Source organism: Streptomyces sp. CA-249302 (assembly GCF_050936785.1).
Classification (GTDB): domain Bacteria; phylum Actinomycetota; class Actinomycetes; order Streptomycetales; family Streptomycetaceae; genus Streptomyces.
On record NZ_JBNJMG010000001.1, the window covers coordinates 8,674,445 to 8,697,088 of the forward strand.

The window sequence follows — 22,644 nt, forward strand, 5'->3', positions numbered from 1 at the left end:
ACCCTCAGCCCGAGGCCTCGGTCGGGGCCGGCGTCGGCATCACGGTCGCTGGGCTCGGCGTCTTCCCGGACGTGTTCGACCCCGACGAGGCCGCCACCGAGGGCCGGTCCGGTCGTACCGAGAAGACCGTGTCGCCCGCGGCGGCCACGATCGCGTCCTTGACGAGGCTCACATACGCCCTGGTGGTCTGTGCGGTGGTTCCCGGATCGCCGATCGCGGCCGTGCGCCAGCGGACCGTCCCGGTGCCGGGGTCCAGGGCCAGCAGGCGGCCGGCCCGGTCGGCGAGGTACAGCGCGTCGTACTTGGCTGAGTAGACCGGCGCAGAAAGGTTCTCGAACTTCGTCGACCGCTGCCACAGCCGCTTGCCGTCGGCCGCGCCCACGGCGGTGACCGTTCCGCCGGGGCGCACGAAGTCGATGGCGCCCTCGAGGAGGGTCGGCGTGCCGCGCGGCAGGTCCGGCAGCGGGACCCGGTCGACGGTGCCGGTGCTCGGACTCACCGACATCAGGGCGCTGTACCGCTGGTCGTCGGTGCTGCCGAACTGGCCCACGCCCAGCTTGGGTACGGCGAACAGCAGCCGGCCGTCGAGGACGCCCAGCGGCACCGTCCCCTTGGGCAGCGTGGCGATCTCGGTCGACGTTCCGTCGGCCGGGTCGAGCCGCAGCAGGCCGACGTCCCCGCCGCTCGGATCGTCCGCCGGGATGCACAGCGCGTACGGGGCGCCGTTCAGCACCGTAGGCGTACAGGCGTTCCCGGAGGCCGACTTCGCGGGCGTGCTCCACAGCCGGCGGCCCGTCGCGTCGTAGGCGACGAGGTCGGTCCGGGTGGCGTCCATCGTCAGGATGCCCCGGCTGAACAGGCGGGCCGGCTGGCTCTCGGCGACCGGGTGGTTCCACAGCTCGGCCCCGGTGTTCGCGTCCAGCGCGACCAGCTGAAGGGTGACGTACCTGTCGGTCGGGTCCGGATTGCGGTAGGTGTAGACGCGGCCGTCCCGGACCCCGATCGGGAGCGAGGTCTCCGGGTTGGTGCCGTGCCGCCACACGACCCGGCCGGACGCGGCGTCGAGCCTGGTCACCGTGGAGCCGGTGCCCGCGCAGTACAGGGCGGTGGAGCCGCCCGGCACACAGCCGGACTGCAGGAATTCCAGCGGGTCGCCCTTCTTCGCGATACGCAGCTCCGCCCGCCAGGGCTGCCAGCCCGCGGGCAGCGCGGCCACGGGAGAGCCGGTCGCCGAGGACCCGGGGGCGGCCGAGTCGCCGGCCGGCTGCGGATCCGCCGTCATGTGCATCGCCGTGAGCCCGGCCACGCCCACCACCAGCACCGTGCCGACGCCGAGGAGGATCCGCCGTACGCGACGGCCGCCGGCGCCCCTCGCCCCGGCGGGCCTCGGAGCGACCGTCGGATCCGCCGGGGACCGGCCGCCCGTGAAGTCCGGCACCGTGTGGGCGCTCGCGTACTCCGGCACGGCGAGGGTGCTCGCCCCGTCCGGCAGCCTCCGCAACAGGTCGTGCAGTTCGGCCAGTCGGGGCCGCGCGTCCGGGTCCTTGTCCAGGCAGCGCGCGGCGATGCTCCGCAGCGGCTCCGCGACCCCGTCCAGCCGGGGCGCCTCGTACATCACCTGGTAGCCGGTCAGGTACGGGCTGCCGCCGTCGAAGGGCCGGTTCCCGGTCGCCGCGTACACGAGCAGCGAGCCCAGCGAGAACACGTCCGAGGCGCCGGTCACGTCCTTCGGCGCGGCGAACTGCTCCGGCGACATGAAGGGCGGGGTGCCGATCAGCCGCCCGGTCACGGTCAGGTCCTCGTTGTCGGCGGCCCGCGAGATCCCGAAGTCGATGACCCGCGGACCGTCCTCCGCCATCAGCACATTGCTCGGCTTGAGATCCCGGTGCACCATGCCCGCCCGGTGGATGTCCCGCAGCGCCTCGACGAGCCCGAGCGCGAGCGTCCGCAGCGCGCGCCCGCTCAACGGCCCCTTCTCGGCGATCGCCTCGGACAGGGTGGGCCCGGGCACGTACAGCGTTGCCATCCACGGCAGTTCGGCGTCCGGGTCGGCGTCGACCACCGGTGCCGTGAACGCCCCGCTCACCCGCCGCGCGGCCGCGACCTCCTGCCGGAAGCGGGCCCGGAACTCCTCGTCCAGCGCGTACTGGGCGTGCACGACCTTGATCGCCACCTGCCGCCCGGAAGCCGACAGCCCGAGATGTACGACGCCCATCCCACCGCTGCCGAGCCGGTCGATCAGCGTATAGCCGCCTATGGACTCGCCGTCCCCGGAGCTCAGCGACATGCGCCGGTCACCTTTCCGCGTACCCGTGCCCGCCAGGGCCGTTCAGGGGCATCAGAGTAAGGCGTCGGTTCACCATGGCGAACACCGGTCACCGGCCGTGGGCGCCGGAACGGTCAGGACGACTCCGGCGGCAGCGTGGCCGTGAACGTCCCCAGCTCCGCCAGCCGTTCCAGGAAGGGCCGGGCAGGGAAGGCCTCCGCCGCGCTCAACACCCCTGTCTTCCCCGGCCCTTCGCCGCGTGCCAGCCGCAGCGCCGCCTCCACCGAGGCCACCGCGCCCGCCCGCCAGATGTCCCGCCCGCGCACGTGCGCGTTGCGCCCGCCGCCACCGGCGGCCGTCACCTGGACCGCGACCGTGAACTCGGTGCGGGCCCGCTCCTCGGGGCTCGCGTCGACACTCGTGAAGATCTGCTCCTCCTCGAACGTCGAGGCGGTGAGCTGGACTTCGACCGTGCGGGCGGGGACGTGCCGGGGGATGGTGACGACCTCGCCCGAGGGGAACGGCACGATCGTCGTGCGCGGGCCCACCGGGGGCGGGAAGGGGAACACCGCGTTGCGGATCTCCACCGGCCCGACGACCTGGGCGCCGTCGCGGAAGCCGATCCGGTCGATCTCGCCGATCAGCAGGTTCGCCGTGTTCACCGCGCCCTGCGTCATCCGCCAGCCGGTGACCGCGTAGCCGACGGTGACCTTGTCGACGGCGGGGAGACCGGCGGCGGCGACCGCGGCGAGAAGGTCGCCGAGGCCGCCGTAGAAGCTCAGCTGGGGGATGAGGACGGCGCCGGTGCGTTCGGCGGTGGCCTGGAGGTCGTCGAAGAGATGCTTGACCGGGTGGGGCTCGATCGCGTGGTCGACGTAGGCCGTGCCGGTCTCGGCGGCAGCGGTGGCCACCGGCTCGGCGGTGGTGGTGAACGGGCCCGCGCAGTGGATGATCACGTCCGCGCTCTCGGCGAGTGCGCGCAGCGCGGGGCGGTCGTCGACCGTGGCCGGGTGGACGCGGACGCGCTCGCCGCCCAGCTCGCCCGCGAGGGCGCGCAGCGCCTGCTCGTTGCGGCCGGCGAGGATCAACTCCTCGCCACGGGAGTGGAGTTCGGCGGCGACCAGCCGCCCGGTGTGCCCGTTGGCACCGTAGACCGCGAAGAGAGGTGTGTTCCGGGACTCGTGGTGCGATGCCTGTGCCGTCATGGCTCGGCTCACTTCCATACCGAGGGTATGTAACCGGATCGGCTAAGTTACGTACCCCCGGTATGCCTGTCAAGGGAATTGAGAGTCACATGGTCCGGCGCACCCAGGCCGAGCGCTCCGGCGCCACCACCGCCCAACTGGTCGAGGCGGCCGAGGAGTTGTTCGGGCGGTACGGCTACGCCGGCGCGTCCCTCGACGCCGTCGCGGCGGCGGCCGGGGTCACCAAGGGCGCCGCCTACCATCACTTCCCGGGCGGCAAGGCGGCCCTGTTCAGGGCGGTCTTCGTACGCCACCAGGAACGCCTCACCGAGGCCCTCACCGCGGCCGGCGCCGCCGCACCCGACCCGCGCGGCGCGCTCCTGGCGGGCGCCCGCACCTTCCTGGAGCACTGCCTGGACCCGGCCTTCCGGCGCGTCGTCCTGCTCGACGGACCGTCCGTGCTCGGCTGGGAGGAGGTCCGCGAGATCGAGTACGGCCATGCCCTGCGTGTCCTGCGGGCGGCGATGGAGGACGCGGTCCGCGCCGAGGGCGGCACCACGGACACCGCCCTCACGGCCCGCTGCCAACTCGTCTTCGGCGCCCTGTGCGAGGGCGGCATGCTGCTGGCCCGCGCGGAGGATCCGGAGGCCGTGCTGCCGGTGGTGGTGGGGGAGGCGGGGCGGTTGCTGGGTGGCACGGCCTGAAGTCCGCGGTCACTCCATCCTGAGCAACCGATTCGCCGCCCGCCCGAACACGTACACCGCCGCACCCCGCAGCAGCGGGTCGAAGAGCCCCGGCAGCCATCGCACCGCCAGCTCCTCCCGCCAGACGATCCGGCTACGGCCCCCGGGTCCCGGCCGTACCTCGATCTCGGCCCACCCCCGCACCACCCGGCCGCGCTTCTCCAGTCGGCAGCGGCCGGGCGTGTCCTCCGTCGGCGGCTGCCACACCGTGACCTCCATCGGGTCGTCGAAGGAGAGCGGACCGAGCCCGGAGCGGGCCACGACGAGGGTGCCCACGCCGGTCGGCGGGGGAGGGGACACCGCGACCCGGGTCAGCGGGACCACCTCGCCGTGGCGGGGCCACTCCGTGAGGCGGCGCCAGGCCTCCGGGAGGGGAAGCGGTGCCGTGCGTTCGAGGAGGAAGTTCACCACGATACGAATCGTAGGGAATTCCGGCTGCTCAGAGCGCTGTTCACCGACGCGTCACGCACTTGGCCCAGCGATGTCATCGGCGAACGGCGTAGACAGGACGATGCCGACGGAATGACGCAACACCTGGGTGACATAAGTGCCATCCCGTTACGATTCCCTCCATGGGCGGGCAATCCGCCTGCCCCCGGGGGAAGTTGGACGTCATGCCGCTCAAGGCCTACGGCGTACTCATCACACGCGCGATCGACACCCGCCGCGAGGGCGCCAAGGACACGCCGCACTACCAGATCCACCTCACCGACGACGCCGGCACGCACTTCCGGGCCGCCGTCAACGTCCTCTCCCAGGAGCGCCCCTCCGAGCTGCTCTACCTGGTCGACGAGGACTTCCGGCACCCCGTCACGGCCCGTCTGGAAGGCCTGCCGAGCGGCTGGAACACGCTGCCGCCCGGGCCCGGCGGACCCAACCTCGACTTCGTCCGCGGCAACCTGTTCGACCCGGCGAAGCTGCGCACCCTGCCGCCGGACCGCTCCGGGCCGGACAACGACCTGGCCGACCTCCTCGACCACTACGTCCGGCGCGCGGTCGACGACCAGCAGGCCCGGCTGTACGTCTTCGGTGAGCGCTTCGGGCCCGAACCCACCGTCAAGGACAAGGTGTTCGACTTCCTGCCCGGCAACGGCGTGCACGACATCCACATGAACCAGGGCAACAGCCGGAAGTTCCAGGGCGACGACGGGGTGTGGCAGGACGGCGGGATCCTCATCCACTTCCCCGCCGACGGCCGCTGGGTCGGCATCTTCCTCGCCTTCCAGAGCCAGGCCTGGCACACGGACGACGCTACCGGGCACGCCCTCGGCAACGTCGAGCCCGGCAAGCCCGAACCGGGCACCCAGCCCGTCCGGATCGTCGCCGCGTTCGTCAACCCGCCCGGCCCGGCGCCCGAGGCGGAGACGGTCACCCTGATCAACGCCTCACCGGCGGGCGTCGACCTCGCCGGCTGGCGGATCGTGGACCGCATCGGCCAGTCCTCCGCGGTGGTGCCGGCGGGCCCGCTCGCCCCCGGCGGCTGCCTGACCGTGCCGCTGGCCGGCGGCGCCCAACTCGGCAACCGAGGCGGGGAGATCACCCTCCTCGACCGGGCGGGCCTGAAGGTGCACGGCGTGTCGTACACCGCCGAGCAGGCGTCCCGGGAGGGGTGGACGGTGGTGTTCTGACGAAGCCCGTAGAACACCTACCGCACCCGCACACCTGTACGGCACCATGAGCGCGACCGCACCACCGCCGGCCGGAGGGTGTCCCGTGGACCGTGAACTGCTGGGCAGACGCGACGAGTTGCAGCGCGATCCGTACCCGCACTACGAGCGCGCCCGGCAGGCCGAGGGGTTCACGTTCGTCCCCGAACTCGACGCCTGGCTGGTCGCCCGGGACGCCGACGTACGGGAAGTCCTGCGCCGGCCGCAGGACTTTTCCTCGGCGAACGCCCTGATCCCGGACGTCATGCCCGCGCCCGCCGCCCTGGCCGTCCTCGGCGGCGGCTTCGGCGGGCGGCCGGTCGTCGTCACCACCGACGGCTCCCAGCACCAGCGGTTACGGGCGCCGATCGTCCGCGGGCTCTCGCCGGCCCGGGTCGCGGCGGTGCTGCCGTACGCCGCCGAGCGGGCCGCCGCCCTGGTCGACGGCTTCGTGAAGGACGGCCGGGTCGAGCTGATGTCGGCGTACGCCGGGAAGCTCCCCGGCGAGGTCATCGGCCGCATCGTCGGCCTCGACCCGGCGGACGTCCCCGCCGTCGTGCACGGCGGCCACCGCGCCGAGCAGCTGCTGTTCCGCCCGATGGAGGAGGCCGAGCAGGTCGCCGCGGCCGAGGACGTCGTCGCGATGCAGCACACCCTGGACCGGTACGCGCGCGAGCGTCACGCCGAGCCCCGCGAGGATCTGTGCACCGAACTGGTCAGGTCGGTCGCCGACGAGAACGAGGGCGAACTCACCCTGGAACACCGGCACGAGCTCGTCGCCCACCTCCAGAACCTGCTGATCGCCGGGCACCTGACCAGCACCGCGCTGATCGGCACGACCGTGCTGCACCTGCTCCGGCACCCCCGCCAGTGGGAGCTGCTGTGCGCCGAGCCGGAGCGGATCCCGGCGGCCGTCGAGGAGGCCGCCCGCTACGACGGCGCCCTCCAGGGCTTCCGCCGGGTCACCACCGGCCCGGTCACCCTGGCCGGCACCGAACTGCCGCCCGGCTCCAGCCTGTTCCTCGCCTTCGGAGCCGCCAACCGCGACCCCGGCCGCCACCCGAACCCCGACGAGTTCGACATCACCCGCACCCCCGAACGCCACCTCGCCTTCGGCCTGGGCGTGCACGGCTGCCCCGGCTCCCAGCTGGCCCGCGAGCAACTCCGGCTCACCCTTGAGGAGTTGACCCGTCGGCTGCCGGGCCTCAGGCTCGCGGACGATCACCCGGTCACCATGCGTCCGACGATGATCCACCGCTCCCCTGAGGCCCTGCGCCTCACCTGGTGAGCCCGGAGCGGGCGGACCTCACCGGTACACCTTCCCCGGCTCCGCCTTCCCGGGCGCGAGCAGCTGCGGCACGGTCACGAACACGTACCCCCGCGACTTGAGCGCGTCGATGATGCCCGGCACGGCGGGCACGGTCCCCTGGTAGATGTCGTGCAGCAGGATGATCCCGTCCCGGGAGACCTGGGCGAGGACGCGCTCGGTGATCAGGTCGGAGTCGGTGGTCGTGTAGTCCTTGGCGGTCACGCTCCACAGCACCTCGGACATGCCCAGCTCGCGGCAGATGTCGTGCACGGTGGCGTCGGTGCGGCCCTGGGGCGGGCGCATCAGGGTGGGCCGGTGGCCGGTGAGGCGCTCTATCGCCGCGTTCGGGCGCTCCAGCTCCTCGCGTATCCGCTCGGGACCTATTCGGGTCAGGATCTTGTGGTCCCAGGTGTGGCTGGCCACCTCGTGCCCCTCGGCCGCCATCCGTCTGACGAGCTCCGGGTACTTCTCGATGTGCCGTTTGCCGAGGAGGAAGAAGGTCGCCGGGACCTGCTTCTCCTTCAGGATGTCCAGCAGCCGGGCGGAGTTCTCGCTCGGTCCCGCGTCGAAGGTCAGCGCCACGCACTTGGCCTCACGGCAGTCGACGGTCCCGAAGCGGGCCTGCGTCGAGACATGGGCACGCGCGGCGCTGGGCGCGGTCGCGTCGACCTCGGCGCAGCCGGTCAGCGCCAGGGAGGCGGCCGCCGCGATCATCGCGACGGCACGCAACCCGGTCCCCGTTTTCTTCATCTTCCTGGTCAGAGAAGGCATGCCGGGACTATACACAGCGATTATACATGCTGTTTATAGTTACTGTCCGTAGAAGGTGGCGTCCCCCTTGTCGGTCGTCGTGCCGGGGGTCTGCACGTAGAGCAGGTAGTCGTAGTGCCGGATGTAGCGGCCCGCGTAGTTGTACGACTCGTAGGAGACGCCCGCCGAGTCCGCGAGCCCGGCCCGCTGGTAGAAGCTCGCGTCCGAGGCGAAGGTCGTCGTCCCGTCGTTCTTCTCCAGCCACACCTCGAAGTTCTTGTGGCGCAGGTAGTAGCCGGGGAAGTTCGCCGACTCCAGCGAGACCGTCCCGGTGCCGGCGAGACCCGTGACCACCCTGAACTGCGAGTCCGCGAGCGGTGAGACGTTCGCTTCGATCTTCGCCCGGTACTCCCAGTGCCGAACGAAACGGTCCGGGTAGTTGTACGACGAGAAGCGCTGCGGCGTGACCCCGTCGGCCACCGGGATGCCGAAGTCCGGAGTTCCGTCGGCCTTCCAGTAGACCTTCTGGACCCGGGTGCGGCGGTTGGGGTCGTTGAGCGGGTCGCCGGTGATGTCCTTGTAGCTGCGGTCGTGGTAGACGAGGATGTCCGACTTGCCGTCCTCGGACGTGGTGAACGAGTTGTGGCCCGGACCGTACTGCGAGGTCGCGGCGCTGGTCTGGAACACCGGCGTCGAACTCTTCGACCAGGAAGCCGAGTCGGTGAGATCCGCCGTCGCGGACGCGGTCAGCATCCCCAGGCAGTAGTTGGCGTCCGTGGCGCTCGCCGAGTACGTCAGGAAGACCTTGCCGCCGTGCTGGATCACCGCCGGGCCCTCGTTGACCTTGTAGCCGACGGTCTCCCAGGAGAGCGTCGGCTGTGAGATCTCGGTCGGAGTCCCGCTGATCGTCCACGGGTTGGCCAACTTCGCCATGAACAGGCTGGTGTTGTTGTCCTCCGACGGGTTGCGCTGGGCCCACGCCAGATAGCGCACGCCGTTCACGACGAAGGTCGTCGCGTCCAGCGAGAAGCTCTCCCACGTGGTCGTGATCTGTCCCTTCTCGGTCCAGGTCGCGGTCAGCGGGTTGGCGCCGGTGCCTTCGAGGACGTACATCCGGATCGCCCACACGTCACTGGTGGATCCGGCGGCGAAGTAGACGTACCACTTGCCGTCGATGAAGTGGATCTCCGGCGCCCAGATGTGCGCGCCCATGATCCCGCTGCTGTGCTTGGTCCAGATGGTGGTCTCGGCGGCCGTCGAGAGGCCCTGGATGGTGGTGGCCCGGCGCAGCACGATGCGGTCGTACTCGGGGACGGTCGCGGTGAAGTAGTAGTAGCCGTCGGTGTGTTTGATGATGTGCGGGTCGGCGCGCTTCTCCGCGATCGGGTTGGTGTACGTCACGGCGGGGGAGTCCGGGGCGGCCGCGTGGGCCGGTACGCCCACGCCGATCAGGACGGCGGCGAGGACGGCCGTCAGCAGTCGTACGACTGTGCGTCTCAAGGGAGTTCTCCGGGTCAGGTCGTCGGGACGAGGCGCCACTGCTGGCAGGTGTTGTCCAGCCAGGTCCACTGCCGTACGTCGGTGCCGTTCGCGGTGCCGCAGTCGGCCACGTCGGCGACCTTGCCGCTGTTCTCGTTGACGATCCGGACGTAGTCACCGGTGGCCGTGAACACGAGCCGGGAGCGCTGGCACTTGTTGTTCAGCCAGGACCACTGCCGGATGTCGGCCCCGTCGGCGGTCGAGCAGTCGGCGGTGTCCAGCACCTTGCCGGTGGCCACGTTCACCAGCCGGTTGGTGTCGTCGGCCAGGTCCTCGACCTTCCACTTCTGGTTGGAGCCGCCGTTGCAGGTCCACTGGAAGACGTTCGCCCCGTCGGCCGTGCTGCCGCCGTCCACGTCAAGGCACTTGCCGCTGTTGCGGTTCACCAGGGTGTACGAGGTCGGGGTCGCCGCCGTCTCGCCGGACGGGCCGGGGAGTGTGCTGCCGAGGGCGACCGGGGTGCCGAAGTCCGGGGTGCCGTCGGCGTTCCAGGTGAACTTCTGGGCGCGGGTGGTCCGTCCGTTGCCGCAGCCGCCGGAGGATGAGGAGTTGGCGTGGTAGACGATCCAGTTCTCGGTGCCGTCCGGCGAGGTGAAGAAGCCGTTGTGGCCGGGCCCGTAGACCCCGCCTGCGTCGCTGCGCTGGAAGACCGGCGTCGACTTCTTGGTCCAGGACGAGGCGCTGAGCGGGTCCGAACCCGTCAACTCCAGCTGGCCCAGCTTGTAGTCGGCCGTCCCGCAGAAGCTCGCCGAGTACGTCAGGAAGGTGCGGCCGTCGTGGTACAGCGGCTCGGGCCCCTCGTTGACCGCGCCGCCCGAGGTCTCCCAGCTCAGCGTGGGGCTGGAGATGACCGAGAAAGTGCTGCTGGAGAGGGTGTACGGGTTGCTCATCGGCGCGATGACCAGGCTCTGCGCACTGCCGTTCACGAACCCGCTGCCGACGAGATACAGCTTGCCGCCGGTCTGGAGCACGCTCGCGTCGATCAGCCAGCCGCTCGGGGAGAGGTTGGAGCCGGTGAGCGTGTTCTTGTACGTGTACGGGCCGAGCGGATCGGTCCCGGCGCTCTCCAGCACGTGCGTGCGCTGGGAGTCGCAGCAGGCCACGCCGCTCTGGCCGGCCGAGTAGTACAGGTACCAGTGGCCGTCGACGAAGTGGATCTCCGGCGCCCAGATGTTGGTGTTCCGCGTCGAGGTGGTGTCCGACCACACCTGGACGTTCGGCGCGGTGGCGAGCCCCGCCAGGGTCGGCGACTTCCGCATGCCGAGGATGCCGGTGAACGTCGTGGTGACCAGGTAGTAGTTGCCGTCGTAGTACTCCAGCCAGGGATCGGCGCCCTTCGACGACTTGAGCGGATTGGTGTAGGGGCGCCCGTCCGCCGCGGCGGCGGGCTGGGGCGCCGCCACGAGGGCGAGGAGTACGGCGAGCACGCCGAGGAGCAGAGATCCGCGGCGCGCCCTGAAGTGGGTCCGAGGCATACGAGACCGTCCCATTGTCCGTAATTTCGAACGTAGTTCGTGATTCCGGCCAGAAGATAAAAGGGGCGTCATGCTCCCGTCAACGGTTGCGTCGCGTCCGCTTTACTCGCGCTTGGCTCCCGGACCCAGCGGCTGCTCGGTCCAGATGACCTTGCCGTCGGTCGTGTAGCGGGTGCCCCAGCGCTCGGCGAACTGGGCGACCAGGAACAGACCCCGGCCGCCCTCGTCGGTGCCGGCCGCGCGGCGCAGGTGTGGCGCGGTGCTGCTGCCGTCGGAGACCTCGCAGATCAGCGCGCGGTCGCGGATCAGCCGTACCCGGACCGGGCCGTTCGCGTGCCGGATGGCGTTGGTGACCAGCTCGCTGAGGATCAGCTCGGTGGTGAACGCCTCGTCCGCCAGGCCCCATTCGGCCAGCGTGCGGGCGGCCGCCGCGCGCACCCGGCCGACCTCCGACGGGTCGGTCGGCACGTCCCAGGTCACGCTGCGGTCCGCGTCGAGCCGGCGGGTGCGGGCCACCACCAGCGCGATGTCGTCGCGGGGCCGCTCCGGCACCAGGGCCGCGAGCACCGCCCGGCAGGTCGCCTCCGGGCCGCGGTCCCCGTGTGCCAGCGCGCCGCGCAGCAGCTCGAGACCTTCGTCGATGTCCCGGCCGTGGTCCTCGACCAGCCCGTCGGTGTACAGCACCAGGCCGCTGCCCTCGGGCAGCCGCAGCTCGGTGGCTTCGAAGGGCAGGCTGCCGCCCAGGCCCAGCGGGGGTCCGCCGGGGATGCCGGGGAACTCGACGCCGCCGTCGGGGTGGACGAGGGCGGGTTCGAGGTGGCCCGCGCGGGAGAGGGTGCACAGGCCGGTGCCGGGGTCGTAGACGGCGTACAGGCAGGTGGCCCCGGTGACCGGCGCGGCCGTCTCGTCGTCGCTCTCGTCCTGGTCGATGCGGGCGACCAACTCGTCGAGCCGCCACAGGAGTTCGTCGGGCGGCAGGTCCAGCGTCGAGAAGTTGTGCACGGCGGTGCGCAGCCGGCCCATGGTGGCCGCCGCGTGCAGTCCGTGCCCGACGACGTCCCCGACCACCAGCGCCACCCGCGCCCCGGGCAGCGGGATCACGTCGAACCAGTCCCCGCCGACCCCGCCCTGCGCCGCCTGCGCGGGCAGATAGCGGTAGGCCACGTCCAGGGCACTCTGCTCGGGCAACGCCCGTGGCAGCAGGCTGCGTTGGAGCGTGGCGGCCATGGTGTGCTCACGGGTGTAGCGGCGGGCGTTGTCGATGCTGACGGCGGCGCGGGCGACCAGTTCCTCGGCGAGGGAGACGTCCTCGCGCTGGAAGGGCGTGGGCTCGTCGGCGCGCCAGAAGGTGGCCACGCCCATGACGGCCCCGCGGGCCGGCAGCGGCACCGCGATCATCGAGTGGATCCCGAACTCCACGAGTTTGCGGGCCCGTTCGGGATCCTGCGCCTGCCAGCCGGAGAAGGCGCCCATGTCCGCCTCCAGGACGCTCTCGCCGGCCGTGTACCCGGAGGCCTGCGGGGTGGCCGGCACGAAGTGGATCAGCCGGCCGGCCGGGTAGAAGGGGCTGCCCTGCCGCACCCCGTGGAACGCCACCCGCCGCATGTCCGTGGCGTCCTCCCGCGGCTCCTCACCCCGCAACACGGGATCCGCCAGATCCACGGTGACGAAGTCGGCGAACCGCGGCACCGCGAAGTCGGCCAGCTCCTGGCAGGTGAGGCGCACGTCGAGCCGGGTGCCGATCTCCAGACCGGCGTCGTACAGCAGCTTCAGCCGCTCCTGCGCCACGTCCGCCCGGCCGGTGAGGGCCTGGAGCTCGGTGGTGTCCCGCAGGGTGGCGACGCTGCCGGACGGCCCGCCCTCCAGATCGGTCGCCCGCTGGCTCACGGCGAGCAGCCGGCCCCGCGCCAGGTGCACCTCGTCGGTGGCGTTGCGCCCGGAGGCGAACAGCCGCGCCAGGTCCGGGGTGATGCCCAGCTCGCGGATCGACCGCCCCTCCGCGTCCGGCCCCAGGCCGAGCAGCCGGCGCGCCTCGTCGTTGGCCAGCGCCAGCCGGCCCTCGCCGTCCAGGATCAGCACGCCCTCCCGCACGGTGTGCAGTACGGCGTCGTGGTGGTCGTACATCCGTGTCATCTCGGCCGGCTCCAGTCCGCGTGTCTGGTTCCGCAGCCGCCTGCTGACCAGGGCGGTTCCGGCGGTGGCGACGGCCAGCGCGACCACCGCGGAGACGGCGAGCACGGGCAGCTGGTGCTCGATCGCCCCGCGCACGCTCGCCAGCGTCACTCCGGCCGCGACGAGCCCGACGACCTGGCCGTCCGGGCCGGTCACCGGGACGACGGCCCGCACCGAGCGGCCCAGCGTGCCCTTGAAGGTCTCCCTCACGACCCCGCCCGCGGCGGCCTCGTCGATGGTGCCGATGTAGTGCTTGCCGATCTGGGCCGGGTTCGGGTGGGTGTAGCGGACGCCGTCCTTCGTCATCACGACCACGAAGTCGACGCCGGACGCCTTGCGGGCCGCCTCGGCGCGGGGCTGCAGTGCGGTGGACGGATCCGGGCGCGCGAGAGCCTCTGCGATGCCCGGCGCGTTCGCGAAGGTCTGGGCGACCGCGAGGGACCGGTTGCGGGCTTCGCGCTCGCTGTCGGACCCCACCTGCAGCAGCACGGCGACCACCGCGGCGACGACCAGGAGCACCACGATCGCCGCCTGAAGCACGAAGACCTCTCGGGCCAGGGTGCGTGCGCCCAGCACGGAGCGCAGGCGGCCGCGGAATCCGGCCATGTCTCATTTTCACACCGTTCAGTGGGGCGGGCACCGCAAACGGTTCTTTCCGCGCGACATGCGCGCCGGGCGCCCGCGCCGGATCATGGGTTTCCAGCCCTGGGCGGGACAGGAGGAACCCAGTGCGGCCCGACTCGCCGGACCCCTCGCCGCGCCCGCTGCTGTCCGCGGACGTCGACGCCCTGCTGGCGGGCGCGGACCCGGCGCTGGGGCGTGAGTACCGGCTGCTGCGGCAGATCGTGGAGGGCGGCGCGGTCGGGCTCGCCGTGCTCGACACCCGGCTGCGCTACCTGTACGTCAACCCGCACATGGCCCGCGCCAACGGTGTCCCCGCCGAGGCGCACCTCGGCCGCACGCTCCCCGAGATCGTGCCGGGCGCGCACCGGCCCGACGGTGCGCTGGTCGCCGTCCTGCGCGACGGCAACCCGCGCGCCCTCGTCGTCTCCGCGGACACCGGCCCGGACGGCACCCGGCGCGAGTGGCACAGCACGTACCACCGCGTCTACGACGAGCAGGGCGAGGTCGCCGGCCTGGTCGGCATCGGGATCGAGGTCACCGAGCCGCGCCGCTACGTCACCGAGCTGGAGCGGGCGCACGCCCACATGACGCTGCTGAACACCGCGGCCGTCAGCATCGGCACCACCCTCGACCTCGACACCACCTCCGCGGAACTCGCCGACTTCGTGGTCGCCGGCCTCGCCGACGGAGCCTCGGTCGAACTCGTTGTCGATCACGAGCCGGCGCACCTCGGCTGCCCGCCCCCGGGCGTCACCCGGCTGCGCCGCGCGGCCGTACGCGCCCGGCCCGGCCTCGAGGACACCTTCCGTGCCCTCCTGGAGGAGCGCGTCCTGACCGACCACGGGCCGGGATCGCCCGTACGGCGGTGTCTGGAGCTCGGACGGCCCCTGATGAAGAAGCTGCCGCCGGAGGGGCCCGCGGGCGGGCCGTACGCCGAGCGGTGGGCCGCGTTCCGGGCGGCCGGCGTGCACTCCCTGCTCGTCGTACCCCTGTCGAACGAGACCCGTCCGCTGGGCGCGCTCGCCCTGCTGCGCACGGCCCCCGCACCGGCGTTCCGCGCCGAGGACGCCGTGGTCGCGCAGGAGCTGGCGGGCCGGGCGTCACGCGCCCTCGAACGCGCCCTGCACTACGTCAAAGAGCACACCATGGCCCTGGAGCTCCAGCGGGCGCTGCTCAGCGAACCGAGCCTGCCGCACCCGGACCTGGAGACCGCCTCCCGCTACCTGCCTGCCGACGACGCCTCGGTGGTCGGCGGCGACTGGTTCGACTCGCTGGCCCTGCCGCACGGCCGCAACCTCCTGGTCATCGGCGACGTGATGGGCCACGGCGTGGAGGCCGCCGTCGCGATGAGCAACTACCGCTCGATGCTGCGCGCCCTGGCCGGCTCCGGGCTGCCCCTGCACGAGATGCTCACCCAGGCCGACCGGATGGTCGCCGCCGCCGGCTTCGAACGCGTCGCCACCTGCCTGCTCGCGCTGGGCGACCCCGCCGCCGGCACCATCAGCTACGCCAACGCCGGCCACCTCCCGCCGCTCCGGGTGACCCCCGAGGGCCGGGTGGAACTGGTGCCGCTGGCGGCCGGCCCACCGCTCGGCACGGGCCTCGGCAGCTACGAGACGGTCACCCGCCCCGGCATCCCCGGCGGCACCCTCCTCCTCTACACCGACGGCCTGGTGGAACGCCGCGACGAGGACATCGACACCTCGCTCCACCGCCTCACCCAGGTCCGCCTGCCGCCCGGCGGCAGCCTGGACGAGATACTCGACGAGATCCTGGCCCACGTCACGACCGGCCCGACCCACGACGACATCGCCATCCTGGCGGCGAGACCACGCACCGTCTGACCGCGCCGCCCCTGCCATCATGTGCGCATGCACCGGCCGCCGCCCCGCCTGTCCGCCCCCGACTGGTTCACGGCCGACGACTCGGCGCTGAACATCGCGCTCGTGTACCCGATGCAGGGGCCCGGCGGCATCTTCGGCCCCACCTGCGAGGCCTGTGCCCGGCTCGCCGTCGAGGAGGTCAACAAGGCGGGCGGGGTGCTGGGGCGGGAGCTGCGGCTGGTGGAGGTGGACGGGGGTGCGCCGCCCGGAGAAGTCGCCGCGCAGGTGGAGGCGTTGGTCGAGACGGGTGTCGTGCAGGGCGTCACCGGCTGGCACATCTCGTCCGTACGGCAGGCCGTCGCGCCGCGGATCGCGCACCGGGTGCCGTACGTCTACACGGCCCTGTACGAGGGCGGCGAGAACACCGAGGGCGTCTACCTGACCAGCGAGACGCCGGCCTGGCAACTCCTGCCCGCCATGCGGCTGTTGGCCGAGGCGAGGCGGGTGCGGCGCTGGTTCGTCGTCGGCAACGACTACGTGTGGCCGCGGCGCAGCGCCCACGCGGCCCGCCGTTACGTCCGCGAGTGCGGGGGCCGGGTCTGCGGCGAGGCCTATCTGCCGCTGGGCACCGAGGAGTTCGGCGAGGTCCTGCGCCGTATCGAGCACACGGACGCCGACGCCGTCCTCATGCTGCTGGTCGGCAGCGACGGCGTCCGCTTCAACCGCGCCTTCGCCGCCGCGGGCCTCGACCAGCGCTGCCTCCGGCTCAGCACCCTCATGGACGAGAACATGCTGCTGGGCAGCGGCCCCGACGCCACCGCCGACCTGTTCAGCACGGCCGGCTTCTTCACCTCGCTCGCCGACCGCAACAGCATGGACTTCCACGGCAGTTACGCCGACCGGTACGGCGCCGACGCGCCCGTCCCCGGCAGCCTCGGCGAGTCCTGCTACGAGGGCGTGCTGCTCCTCGCCGCACTCGTCGAACGGGCCCGCACCCTGGACGTGGGAGCGATCGGCGCGGCCGCCGAGAACGTCTCCTACGAGGGTCCGCGCGGACTGATCGGCCTCGACGGCCGGCACGCCCGCCAGCGCATCTACCTTGCCCAGGCCGACGGCCTCGACTTCACCGTGCTCGCCCAACTCCGTTCCCCGCACGACCTGTTGTGACCGTGGTTTCCTCGCCGTCCAGCGTGTCGGCGAACCGCTCCAGGAGCGCCCGCAGCTGCTCGCCGTCCTCCGGCTCCAGCAGCGGCGCCAGCTCCGCGCGGACCCGGCGGTCGATCCGCTGCCAGAACTCCTGCCCGCGCGGGGTGAGTTGGGCGAGGATGCGGCGACGGTCGGCCGGATCGGTGCGCCGGTAGACCCAGTTCCGGTCGACCAGGTGGTCCATCAGCTTGGTCAGACTCGGCGGCGGCAGAAAGACACAGTCGGCGATCGCCGTCATGTTGTGCCCCTCGCCGTCGGAGAGCAGCGCAAGCACCCGCCACTCCTCCACCGAGCAGCCGAACTCCTCCAGCGTCTGCTGCACCCGGCGGGCGGAGAGACGCTCGGCCCGGGTGAGCAGCAGAAGCAGTTCCTGGGGCCGGATCGCCATCGCACTCCTCACAACAGCCGGTCGACGGTGGGGTCTTCGACAGCGTACCCGCGATCACCCGAAGCCGTAATTAATCCTTCCGCTGGGAAGTAATCGCAACTGTTCATCAATCGCCGTGAAACGCGACGGAAACAGGCCCGGCGCAGTCTGTGGACCGCGCTTCCGCAGCTCAACCGCCGCGTGCGTCCCCGTATTTCCCCTCCCGAATTCACGGTTCCTTTTCATTTTTTGCCTTCGGGCAAGGAGGTATTCGCATGTCCGGGCTCAGCATCAGCAGACGTGGTCTCCTGTACGGCGCCTCGGCCTTCGGCGCGTCCGCGGCGCTCACCGCGTGCGGCGCCAAGACCGGCACCAGCACCTCGTCCGACGCCGGCGCCAAGGCGGACACCTCCGGCAGCACCGTCAAGGTGGGCCTGCTGAACTCGCTCTCCGGCACCATGGCGATCAGTGAAGTCACCGTCCACAACTCGCTGTTGCTCGCCGTGAAGGAGATCAACGCGGCCGGCGGCGTGCTGGGCAAGAAGCTGAACCCCGTCAGCCAGGACGGCGCCTCCGACTGGCCGACCTTCGCCGAGAAGGCGGAGGCCCTGATCAAGGACGACAAGGTCGTCGCCACCTTCGGCTGCTGGACCTCCGCCAGCCGCAAGGCCGTCAAGCCGGTCTTCGAGCGCTACAAGTCGCTGCTCTACTACCCCGTCCAGTACGAGGGGCTGGAGGAGTCGCCGTACATCTTCTACATCGGCGCCACGACCAACCAGCAGATCGTGCCCGCCCTCGACTACCTCAAGAAGCAGGGCCTGACCCGCCTCTACCTCGTCGGCAGCGACTACGTCTTCCCGCGCACCGCCAACAAGATCATCAAGGCGTACGCGGAGGCCAAGGGCATGAAGGTGGTCGGCGAGGACTACGCGCCGCTCGGCTCCACGGAGTTCGGCACCATCGTCAACAAGGTCAAGGGCGCCGGCGCGGACGCCGTGTTCAACACCCTCAACGGCGACAGCAACGTGGCCTTCTTCAAGGAGTACAAGTCCGCGGGCCTGACCGCCAAGAGCCTGCCGGTGCTCTCCGTCTCCATCGCCGAGGAGGAGGTCAAGAGCATCGGAACGCAGTACCTGGAAGGCCAGTTGACCGCCTGGAACTACTACGAGACGACTCCGGGCGCCGCGAACAAGAAGTTCGTCGCCGCCTACCAGGCCGCCTACGGCAAGGACAAGCCGACCTCCGACCCGATGGAGGCCGCCTACATCTCCGTGTACCTGTGGAAGGAGATGGTCGAGAAGGCCGGCTCCTTCGACGTCGCCAAGGTCAAGGCGGCGAGCGACGGCATCACCTTCGACGCCCCCGAGGGCACGGTCACGGTCGACGGCGCCTCCCAGCACGTCTACAAGACGGCCCGGATCGGCAAGGTCGGCTCCGACGGCCTCATCGAGGAGGTCTGGAACTCGGGCAAGCCGATCAAGCCGGACCCGTACCTGAAGGGCTACTCCTGGGCCTCCGGCCTGTCCTGACCCCCCGTCACCTCCATCCGGAGCCGATCGGAGCCGCTTCATGACGGTCGTCCTCAACCAGTCCTTCACCGGCATCAGCATCGGTGCCGTCCTGCTGCTCATCGCCCTCGGTCTGACCCTCACCTTCGGGCAGATGGGCGTGATCAACATGGCGCACGGCGAGTTCATCATGGCCGGTGCCTACACGACGTACGTCCTCCAGAAGTCCATCAGCAGCGCGGGCGTCTCCCTCCTGGTCGCCCTGCCGCTGGCCTTCCTGGTCGCGGGAGCCATGGGCGCGCTCCTTGAATGGCTGCTCATCCGCCGCCTGTACACCCGTCCGCTGGACACCCTGCTGGTCACCTGGGGCGTCTCGCTGATGCTCCAGCAACTCGCCCGGGACGTCTTCGGCGCCCCGAACGTGCAGACCGCCGCGCCGGATCTGCTGACCGGCAACATCTCCCTCGGCGGGGTCACCTTCGCCAACAACCGCCTGTTCATACTGGGGTTGGCGCTGCTCTGTGTCCTCGGTCTGACCCTGGTCCTGCGGTTCACCCCGCTCGGCCGCCGGATCCGGGCCGTCGTGCAGAACCGCGACCTCGCCGAGGTCTCCGGGATCGCGACCGGACAGGTCGACCGGATCACCTTCTTCATCGGCTCCGGCCTCGCGGGCGTGGCCGGCGTCGCGCTCACCCTAGTCGGGCCTATCGGCCCGACGATGGGCACCAACTACATCGTCGACGCCTTCCTGGTCGTGGTCGTGGGCGGCATCGGACAACTGAGGGGCGCGGTCATCACGGCGTTCGCCCTCGGCGTCCTCCAGTCGGTCCTCGAATACTCGACGACGGTCAGCGTCGCCAAGGTCGGCGTGCTCGTGGCGATCGTCGCCTTCCTCCAGTGGCGGCCCCAGGGCCTGTACACCCTGCGCACCCGGAGCCTGGCATGACGACGATCACCGAACGCCTCCGCGTCCCCGGCGCCTTCCTCCTCGGCGCGGTCCTGCTCCTGGGGATCGCCCCCGTCGCCCTCTCCGACTTCCGCCTCTCCCTCCTCGCCAAGTACCTCTGCTACGCCATCGTCGCGGTCGGCGTCAGCCTCGCCTGGGGCCGCGGCGGCCTGATGGTCCTCGGCCAGGGCGTCTTCTTCGGCCTCGGCGGCTACGCGATGGCCATGCACCTCAAGCTCGCCGACGCGGCCGACACCGGCGAGAAACTCCCCGACTTCATGCAGTTGTACGGCACTTCGGACGCCCTGCCCTGGTGGTGGAAGCCGTTCGCCAACCCGTTCTTCGCACTCGCCATGACCGTGCTGCTGCCGATGGCGGTCGCCGCGCTGCTCGGCTTCTTCGTCTTCCGCCGCCGGGTGAAGGGCGCGTACTTCGCGATCCTCAGCCAGGCGCTGGCCGCCGCGCTGTCGATCTGGCTGATCGGCCAGCAGGCCACCACGGGCGGCACCAACGGACTCACCGACATCCAGGGCTTCTTCGGCTACTCGCTGGACGACCCCGTCAACCAGCGGATGGTGTACTTCGTCATCGCCGCCGTGCTGCTCCTGCTGATGGCCCTGGCCCGCCAGCTGTTCGTCAGCCGGTACGGCGAACTCCTGGTCGCCGTACGGGACTCGGAGGAACGGGTGCGCTTCCTCGGGTACGACCCGGCCAACGTCAAGCTCGTCGCCTACGTCGTCGCCGCGGGCATGGCGGGCCTCGCGGGCGCGCTGTTCGTGCCGGCCGTCGGCATCATCTCCCCGGCACTGATCGGGATCGTGCCGTCCATCGGCTTCGTGATCGGCGCCGCGGTCGGCGGACGGGCCTCGCTGGTCGGCGCGGTGCTCGGGGCGATCGCCGTGGCCTGGGCGCAGAGCACCCTGTCCGACGAGTTCCCGGCCGCGTGGACGTACCTCCAGGGCCTGCTCTTCGTGCTGGCGGTCGGTTTCCTGCCGGGCGGGCTCGCCTCGCTGGGGGCGGTCCTGCGCAGGCGTCGTACCCCTGCAACTCCCAAGGAGGAAACGGTGGTTGTCATGGCGGGGGAGGCGGCATGAGCGGCGAAGGGCTCACCGTCCGCGACCTGCGGGTCACCTTCGACGGCTTCACCGCGGTCGACGGCGTGGACCTCGACATCAGCCCCGGGGACCTGCGGTTCCTCATCGGGCCGAACGGCGCCGGGAAGACCACCCTGGTGGATGCCGTGACCGGTCTGGTGAAGTCGAGCGGCTCGGTGCGGTTCGGCGGGCAGGAACTGCTCGGCAGGCCGGTGCACCGGATCGCACGGCTCGGCATCGGGCGGACCTTCCAGACGGCCACCGTCTTCGAGGAGTTGACGGTCCTTCAGAACCTGGACATCGCGGCCGGTGCCGGACGCGGGCCGCTCACCATGCTCCGTCGCCGCAAGTCCGTACCGGAGTCGGTGACCACGGCACTGGAGACCACCGGCCTCACCGACCTGCACGACCGGCCGGCCGGTGCCCTCGCGCACGGGCAGAAGCAGTGGTTGGAGATCGGCATGCTGCTCGTGCAGGACGTCCGACTCCTGCTCCTGGACGAGCCGGTGGCCGGCATGAGCCACGAGGAGCGCGAGGCCACCGGCGAGCTGCTGCAACGCGTCGCCGAGGACCGCACGGTCGTCGTCATCGAGCACGACATGGACTTCATGCGCTCCTACGCCCGCAGCGTCAGCGTCCTGCACGCCGGCAGGGTGCTCAGCGAGGGCACCGTGGCCGAGGTGCAGGCCGACGCCAAGGTGCAGGAGGTCTACCTCGGCCGCGCCGCCGAACCCGCTGCCGTCCCCGTGCCCGAGGAGGCGTGACACCGATGCTGGAACTGAGCAACGTCCGTGCGGGCTACGACCGTTCACCCGTCCTGCACGGCGTGACCGTGTCCGTTCCGAAGGACGATGTCGCCGCGGTCCTCGGTCACAACGGCGCCGGGAAGAGCACGCTGCTCCGCACCGCCATGGGGCTCATCAGGCCCAAGGGCGGCACGATCCGGCTGGACGGCGAGGACATCACCCGGCTCGCCCCGCACCAGCGGGTGGCCCGCGGTATGGCCTACGTCCCGCAGGGCCAGCAGTCCTTCCCGCACCTGACCACCGCCGAGAACCTCCAACTCGTCGCCGACGGACGGGCGGACGGCAGGGAGGCGATCGCCGAGGCGCTCGACCTCTTCCCCGCCCTGCGTGAACTCTCCGGCCGCCGGGCCGGGTTGCTCAGCGGCGGCCAGCGGCAGCAACTCGCCATCGCCCGGGCCCTGGTGACCCGCCCGCGGCTGCTGCTGCTCGACGAACCCACCGAGGGCATCCAGCCGTCGGTGGTCGCCGAGATCGAGGAGACGATCCTGGCACTGGCCCGGCGCGGCGGACTGTCCGTCCTCCTCGTCGAGCAGCACGTCGGGTTCGCGATGCGCGCGGCCGACCGTTATTACGTCCTCGAAGCCGGCCGCGTCACCTCGTCCGGGGACGGCGGTGCCGACTCCGAACAGACGGTCCGGGCGGCGCTCAGCGTGTGACCTCGTTGGCCGACGGCAGCGGGGCCGGCACCTGGTTGGTCAGGTGCTGGTAGATGATCATCGTCCGGAAGCTGAGGATCTCCCGGCGGTTGGTGAACCGGTCCAGCAGGAACGCGTGCAGATGGTCGATGTCCTGGACCGCCACATGGACCAGGAAGTCGTCGTTGCCGGCCATCGTGTAGACCGACAGGACTTCGGGCAGCCGGGAGACCGACTGCTCGAAGCCCGCCACCACCTGCCGGCTGAGCGGCCGGACCGTCGCCGCCACCATCGCCTGCACGCCCCGGTTGAGGGCGGGCAACGCGACCTCGGCGTGATAGCCGCGGATCACCCCGCGCTGCCGCAGCAGCCGGATGCGCTCCAGACAGGTCGAGGGCGCGACGCCCACCTTCTGTGCGATGGTCCGGTTCGGCTGCCGCGCATCCTCCTGGAGATGCCGCAGGATCGCCGTATCAAGTTCGTCCACGGTCGCCTCTCGCGCTCGGTCCCGAATTTCGTTCGGGATCCCCGTCCTGGCCCTGAACATCCGC

19 protein-coding genes are annotated in these 22,644 nt (G+C 71.4%); 10 read left to right on the plus strand and 9 right to left on the minus strand.

Annotated elements, in window-relative coordinates; all coding sequences use genetic code 11:
• Window positions 1-4: 4 nt before the first annotated feature.
• On the minus strand, window positions 5-2,287 hold the full coding sequence (locus ACQEWB_RS39130) for a protein kinase domain-containing protein (RefSeq protein WP_432839765.1): 2,283 nt from the start codon (window positions 2,285-2,287) through the stop codon (window positions 5-7).
• A 113-nt stretch (window positions 2,288-2,400) separates the two neighbouring features.
• Window positions 2,401-3,471, minus strand: a complete 1,071-nt coding sequence (locus ACQEWB_RS39135; RefSeq protein WP_432839767.1) for a saccharopine dehydrogenase NADP-binding domain-containing protein — start codon at window positions 3,469-3,471, stop codon at window positions 2,401-2,403.
• 89 nt (window positions 3,472-3,560) lie between these two features.
• Between ACQEWB_RS39135 and ACQEWB_RS39140 the strand changes: the two genes are divergently transcribed.
• Window positions 3,561-4,154 carry a TetR/AcrR family transcriptional regulator gene (locus ACQEWB_RS39140; RefSeq protein WP_432839769.1) on the plus strand — a complete coding sequence of 198 codons (594 nt, stop codon included), beginning with the start codon at window positions 3,561-3,563 and terminating at the stop codon, window positions 4,152-4,154.
• A gap of 9 nt (window positions 4,155-4,163) precedes the next feature.
• Here ACQEWB_RS39140 and ACQEWB_RS39145 read toward each other — a convergent pair whose 3' ends face one another.
• Window positions 4,164-4,604: an SRPBCC family protein gene (locus ACQEWB_RS39145; RefSeq protein WP_432839771.1), complete on the minus strand. Its 441-nt coding sequence runs from the start codon at window positions 4,602-4,604 to the stop codon at window positions 4,164-4,166.
• A gap of 203 nt (window positions 4,605-4,807) precedes the next feature.
• Between ACQEWB_RS39145 and ACQEWB_RS39150 the strand changes: the two genes are divergently transcribed.
• Complete coding sequence (locus ACQEWB_RS39150; protein ID WP_432844231.1) at window positions 4,808-5,821, plus strand: DUF2278 family protein; 1,014 nt, start codon at window positions 4,808-4,810, stop codon at window positions 5,819-5,821.
• An 85-nt stretch (window positions 5,822-5,906) separates the two neighbouring features.
• Complete coding sequence (locus tag ACQEWB_RS39155) at window positions 5,907-7,127, plus strand: cytochrome P450 (protein ID WP_432839773.1); 1,221 nt, start codon at window positions 5,907-5,909, stop codon at window positions 7,125-7,127.
• An 18-nt stretch (window positions 7,128-7,145) separates the two neighbouring features.
• On the opposite strand, the gene ACQEWB_RS39160 is transcribed toward ACQEWB_RS39155, so the two are convergent.
• The 4 genes from ACQEWB_RS39160 to ACQEWB_RS39175 form a co-directional block, all read right to left on the minus strand.
• Window positions 7,146-7,898 (minus strand): polysaccharide deacetylase family protein, encoded by a 753-nt coding sequence (locus ACQEWB_RS39160; protein WP_432844233.1) that lies wholly within the window; start codon window positions 7,896-7,898, stop codon window positions 7,146-7,148.
• A gap of 60 nt (window positions 7,899-7,958) precedes the next feature.
• Entirely contained in the window at window positions 7,959-9,398 is a 1,440-nt protein-coding gene (locus ACQEWB_RS39165; protein ID WP_432839775.1) for a family 43 glycosylhydrolase, read from the minus strand.
• Between the two features lie 14 nt (window positions 9,399-9,412).
• Window positions 9,413-10,912: a family 43 glycosylhydrolase gene (locus ACQEWB_RS39170; RefSeq protein WP_432839777.1), complete on the minus strand. Its 1,500-nt coding sequence runs from the start codon at window positions 10,910-10,912 to the stop codon at window positions 9,413-9,415.
• A gap of 102 nt (window positions 10,913-11,014) precedes the next feature.
• Window positions 11,015-13,690, minus strand: coding sequence for a SpoIIE family protein phosphatase (locus ACQEWB_RS39175; RefSeq protein ID WP_432839779.1), 2,676 nt, complete (start codon window positions 13,688-13,690; stop codon window positions 11,015-11,017).
• 122 nt (window positions 13,691-13,812) lie between these two features.
• Here ACQEWB_RS39175 and ACQEWB_RS39180 point away from each other — a divergent pair, with 122 nt between their 5' ends.
• Window positions 13,813-15,552: a SpoIIE family protein phosphatase gene (locus tag ACQEWB_RS39180; RefSeq protein WP_432839781.1), complete on the plus strand. Its 1,740-nt coding sequence runs from the start codon at window positions 13,813-13,815 to the stop codon at window positions 15,550-15,552.
• Between the two features lie 27 nt (window positions 15,553-15,579).
• Window positions 15,580-16,698, plus strand: a complete 1,119-nt coding sequence (locus ACQEWB_RS39185; RefSeq protein ID WP_432839783.1) for a substrate-binding domain-containing protein — start codon at window positions 15,580-15,582, stop codon at window positions 16,696-16,698.
• On the opposite strand, the gene ACQEWB_RS39190 is transcribed toward ACQEWB_RS39185, so the two are convergent.
• Entirely contained in the window at window positions 16,655-17,125 is a 471-nt protein-coding gene (locus ACQEWB_RS39190; protein WP_432839785.1) for a MarR family winged helix-turn-helix transcriptional regulator, read from the minus strand. The two genes, ACQEWB_RS39185 and ACQEWB_RS39190, sit on opposite strands and share 44 nt — an antisense overlap.
• A gap of 254 nt (window positions 17,126-17,379) precedes the next feature.
• Here ACQEWB_RS39190 and urtA point away from each other — a divergent pair, with 254 nt between their 5' ends.
• Genes urtA through urtE form a run of 5 tightly spaced genes read left to right on the plus strand, consistent with a single transcriptional unit; the run spans window position 17,380 to window position 22,114 of the window.
• Window positions 17,380-18,633: an urea ABC transporter substrate-binding protein gene (gene urtA, locus ACQEWB_RS39195; RefSeq protein WP_432839787.1), complete on the plus strand. Its 1,254-nt coding sequence runs from the start codon at window positions 17,380-17,382 to the stop codon at window positions 18,631-18,633.
• Window positions 18,634-18,673: 40 nt separating this feature from the next.
• Entirely contained in the window at window positions 18,674-19,558 is an 885-nt protein-coding gene (gene urtB, locus ACQEWB_RS39200) for an urea ABC transporter permease subunit UrtB (protein WP_432839789.1), read from the plus strand.
• Complete coding sequence (gene urtC / locus ACQEWB_RS39205) at window positions 19,555-20,652, plus strand: urea ABC transporter permease subunit UrtC (protein ID WP_432839791.1); 1,098 nt, start codon at window positions 19,555-19,557, stop codon at window positions 20,650-20,652. Before urtB ends, urtC begins: the two co-directional genes overlap by 4 nt.
• Entirely contained in the window at window positions 20,649-21,416 is a 768-nt protein-coding gene (gene urtD / locus ACQEWB_RS39210) for an urea ABC transporter ATP-binding protein UrtD (RefSeq protein ID WP_432839793.1), read from the plus strand. Before urtC ends, urtD begins: the two co-directional genes overlap by 4 nt.
• Window positions 21,417-21,421: 5 nt before the next feature.
• Complete coding sequence (gene urtE / locus ACQEWB_RS39215) at window positions 21,422-22,114, plus strand: urea ABC transporter ATP-binding subunit UrtE (protein ID WP_432839795.1); 693 nt, start codon at window positions 21,422-21,424, stop codon at window positions 22,112-22,114.
• Here the strand turns inward: urtE and ACQEWB_RS39220 are convergent.
• Complete coding sequence (locus ACQEWB_RS39220; RefSeq protein ID WP_432839797.1) at window positions 22,104-22,580, minus strand: Lrp/AsnC family transcriptional regulator; 477 nt, start codon at window positions 22,578-22,580, stop codon at window positions 22,104-22,106. The genes urtE and ACQEWB_RS39220 overlap by 11 nt on opposite strands.
• Window positions 22,581-22,644: the final 64 nt, after the last annotated feature.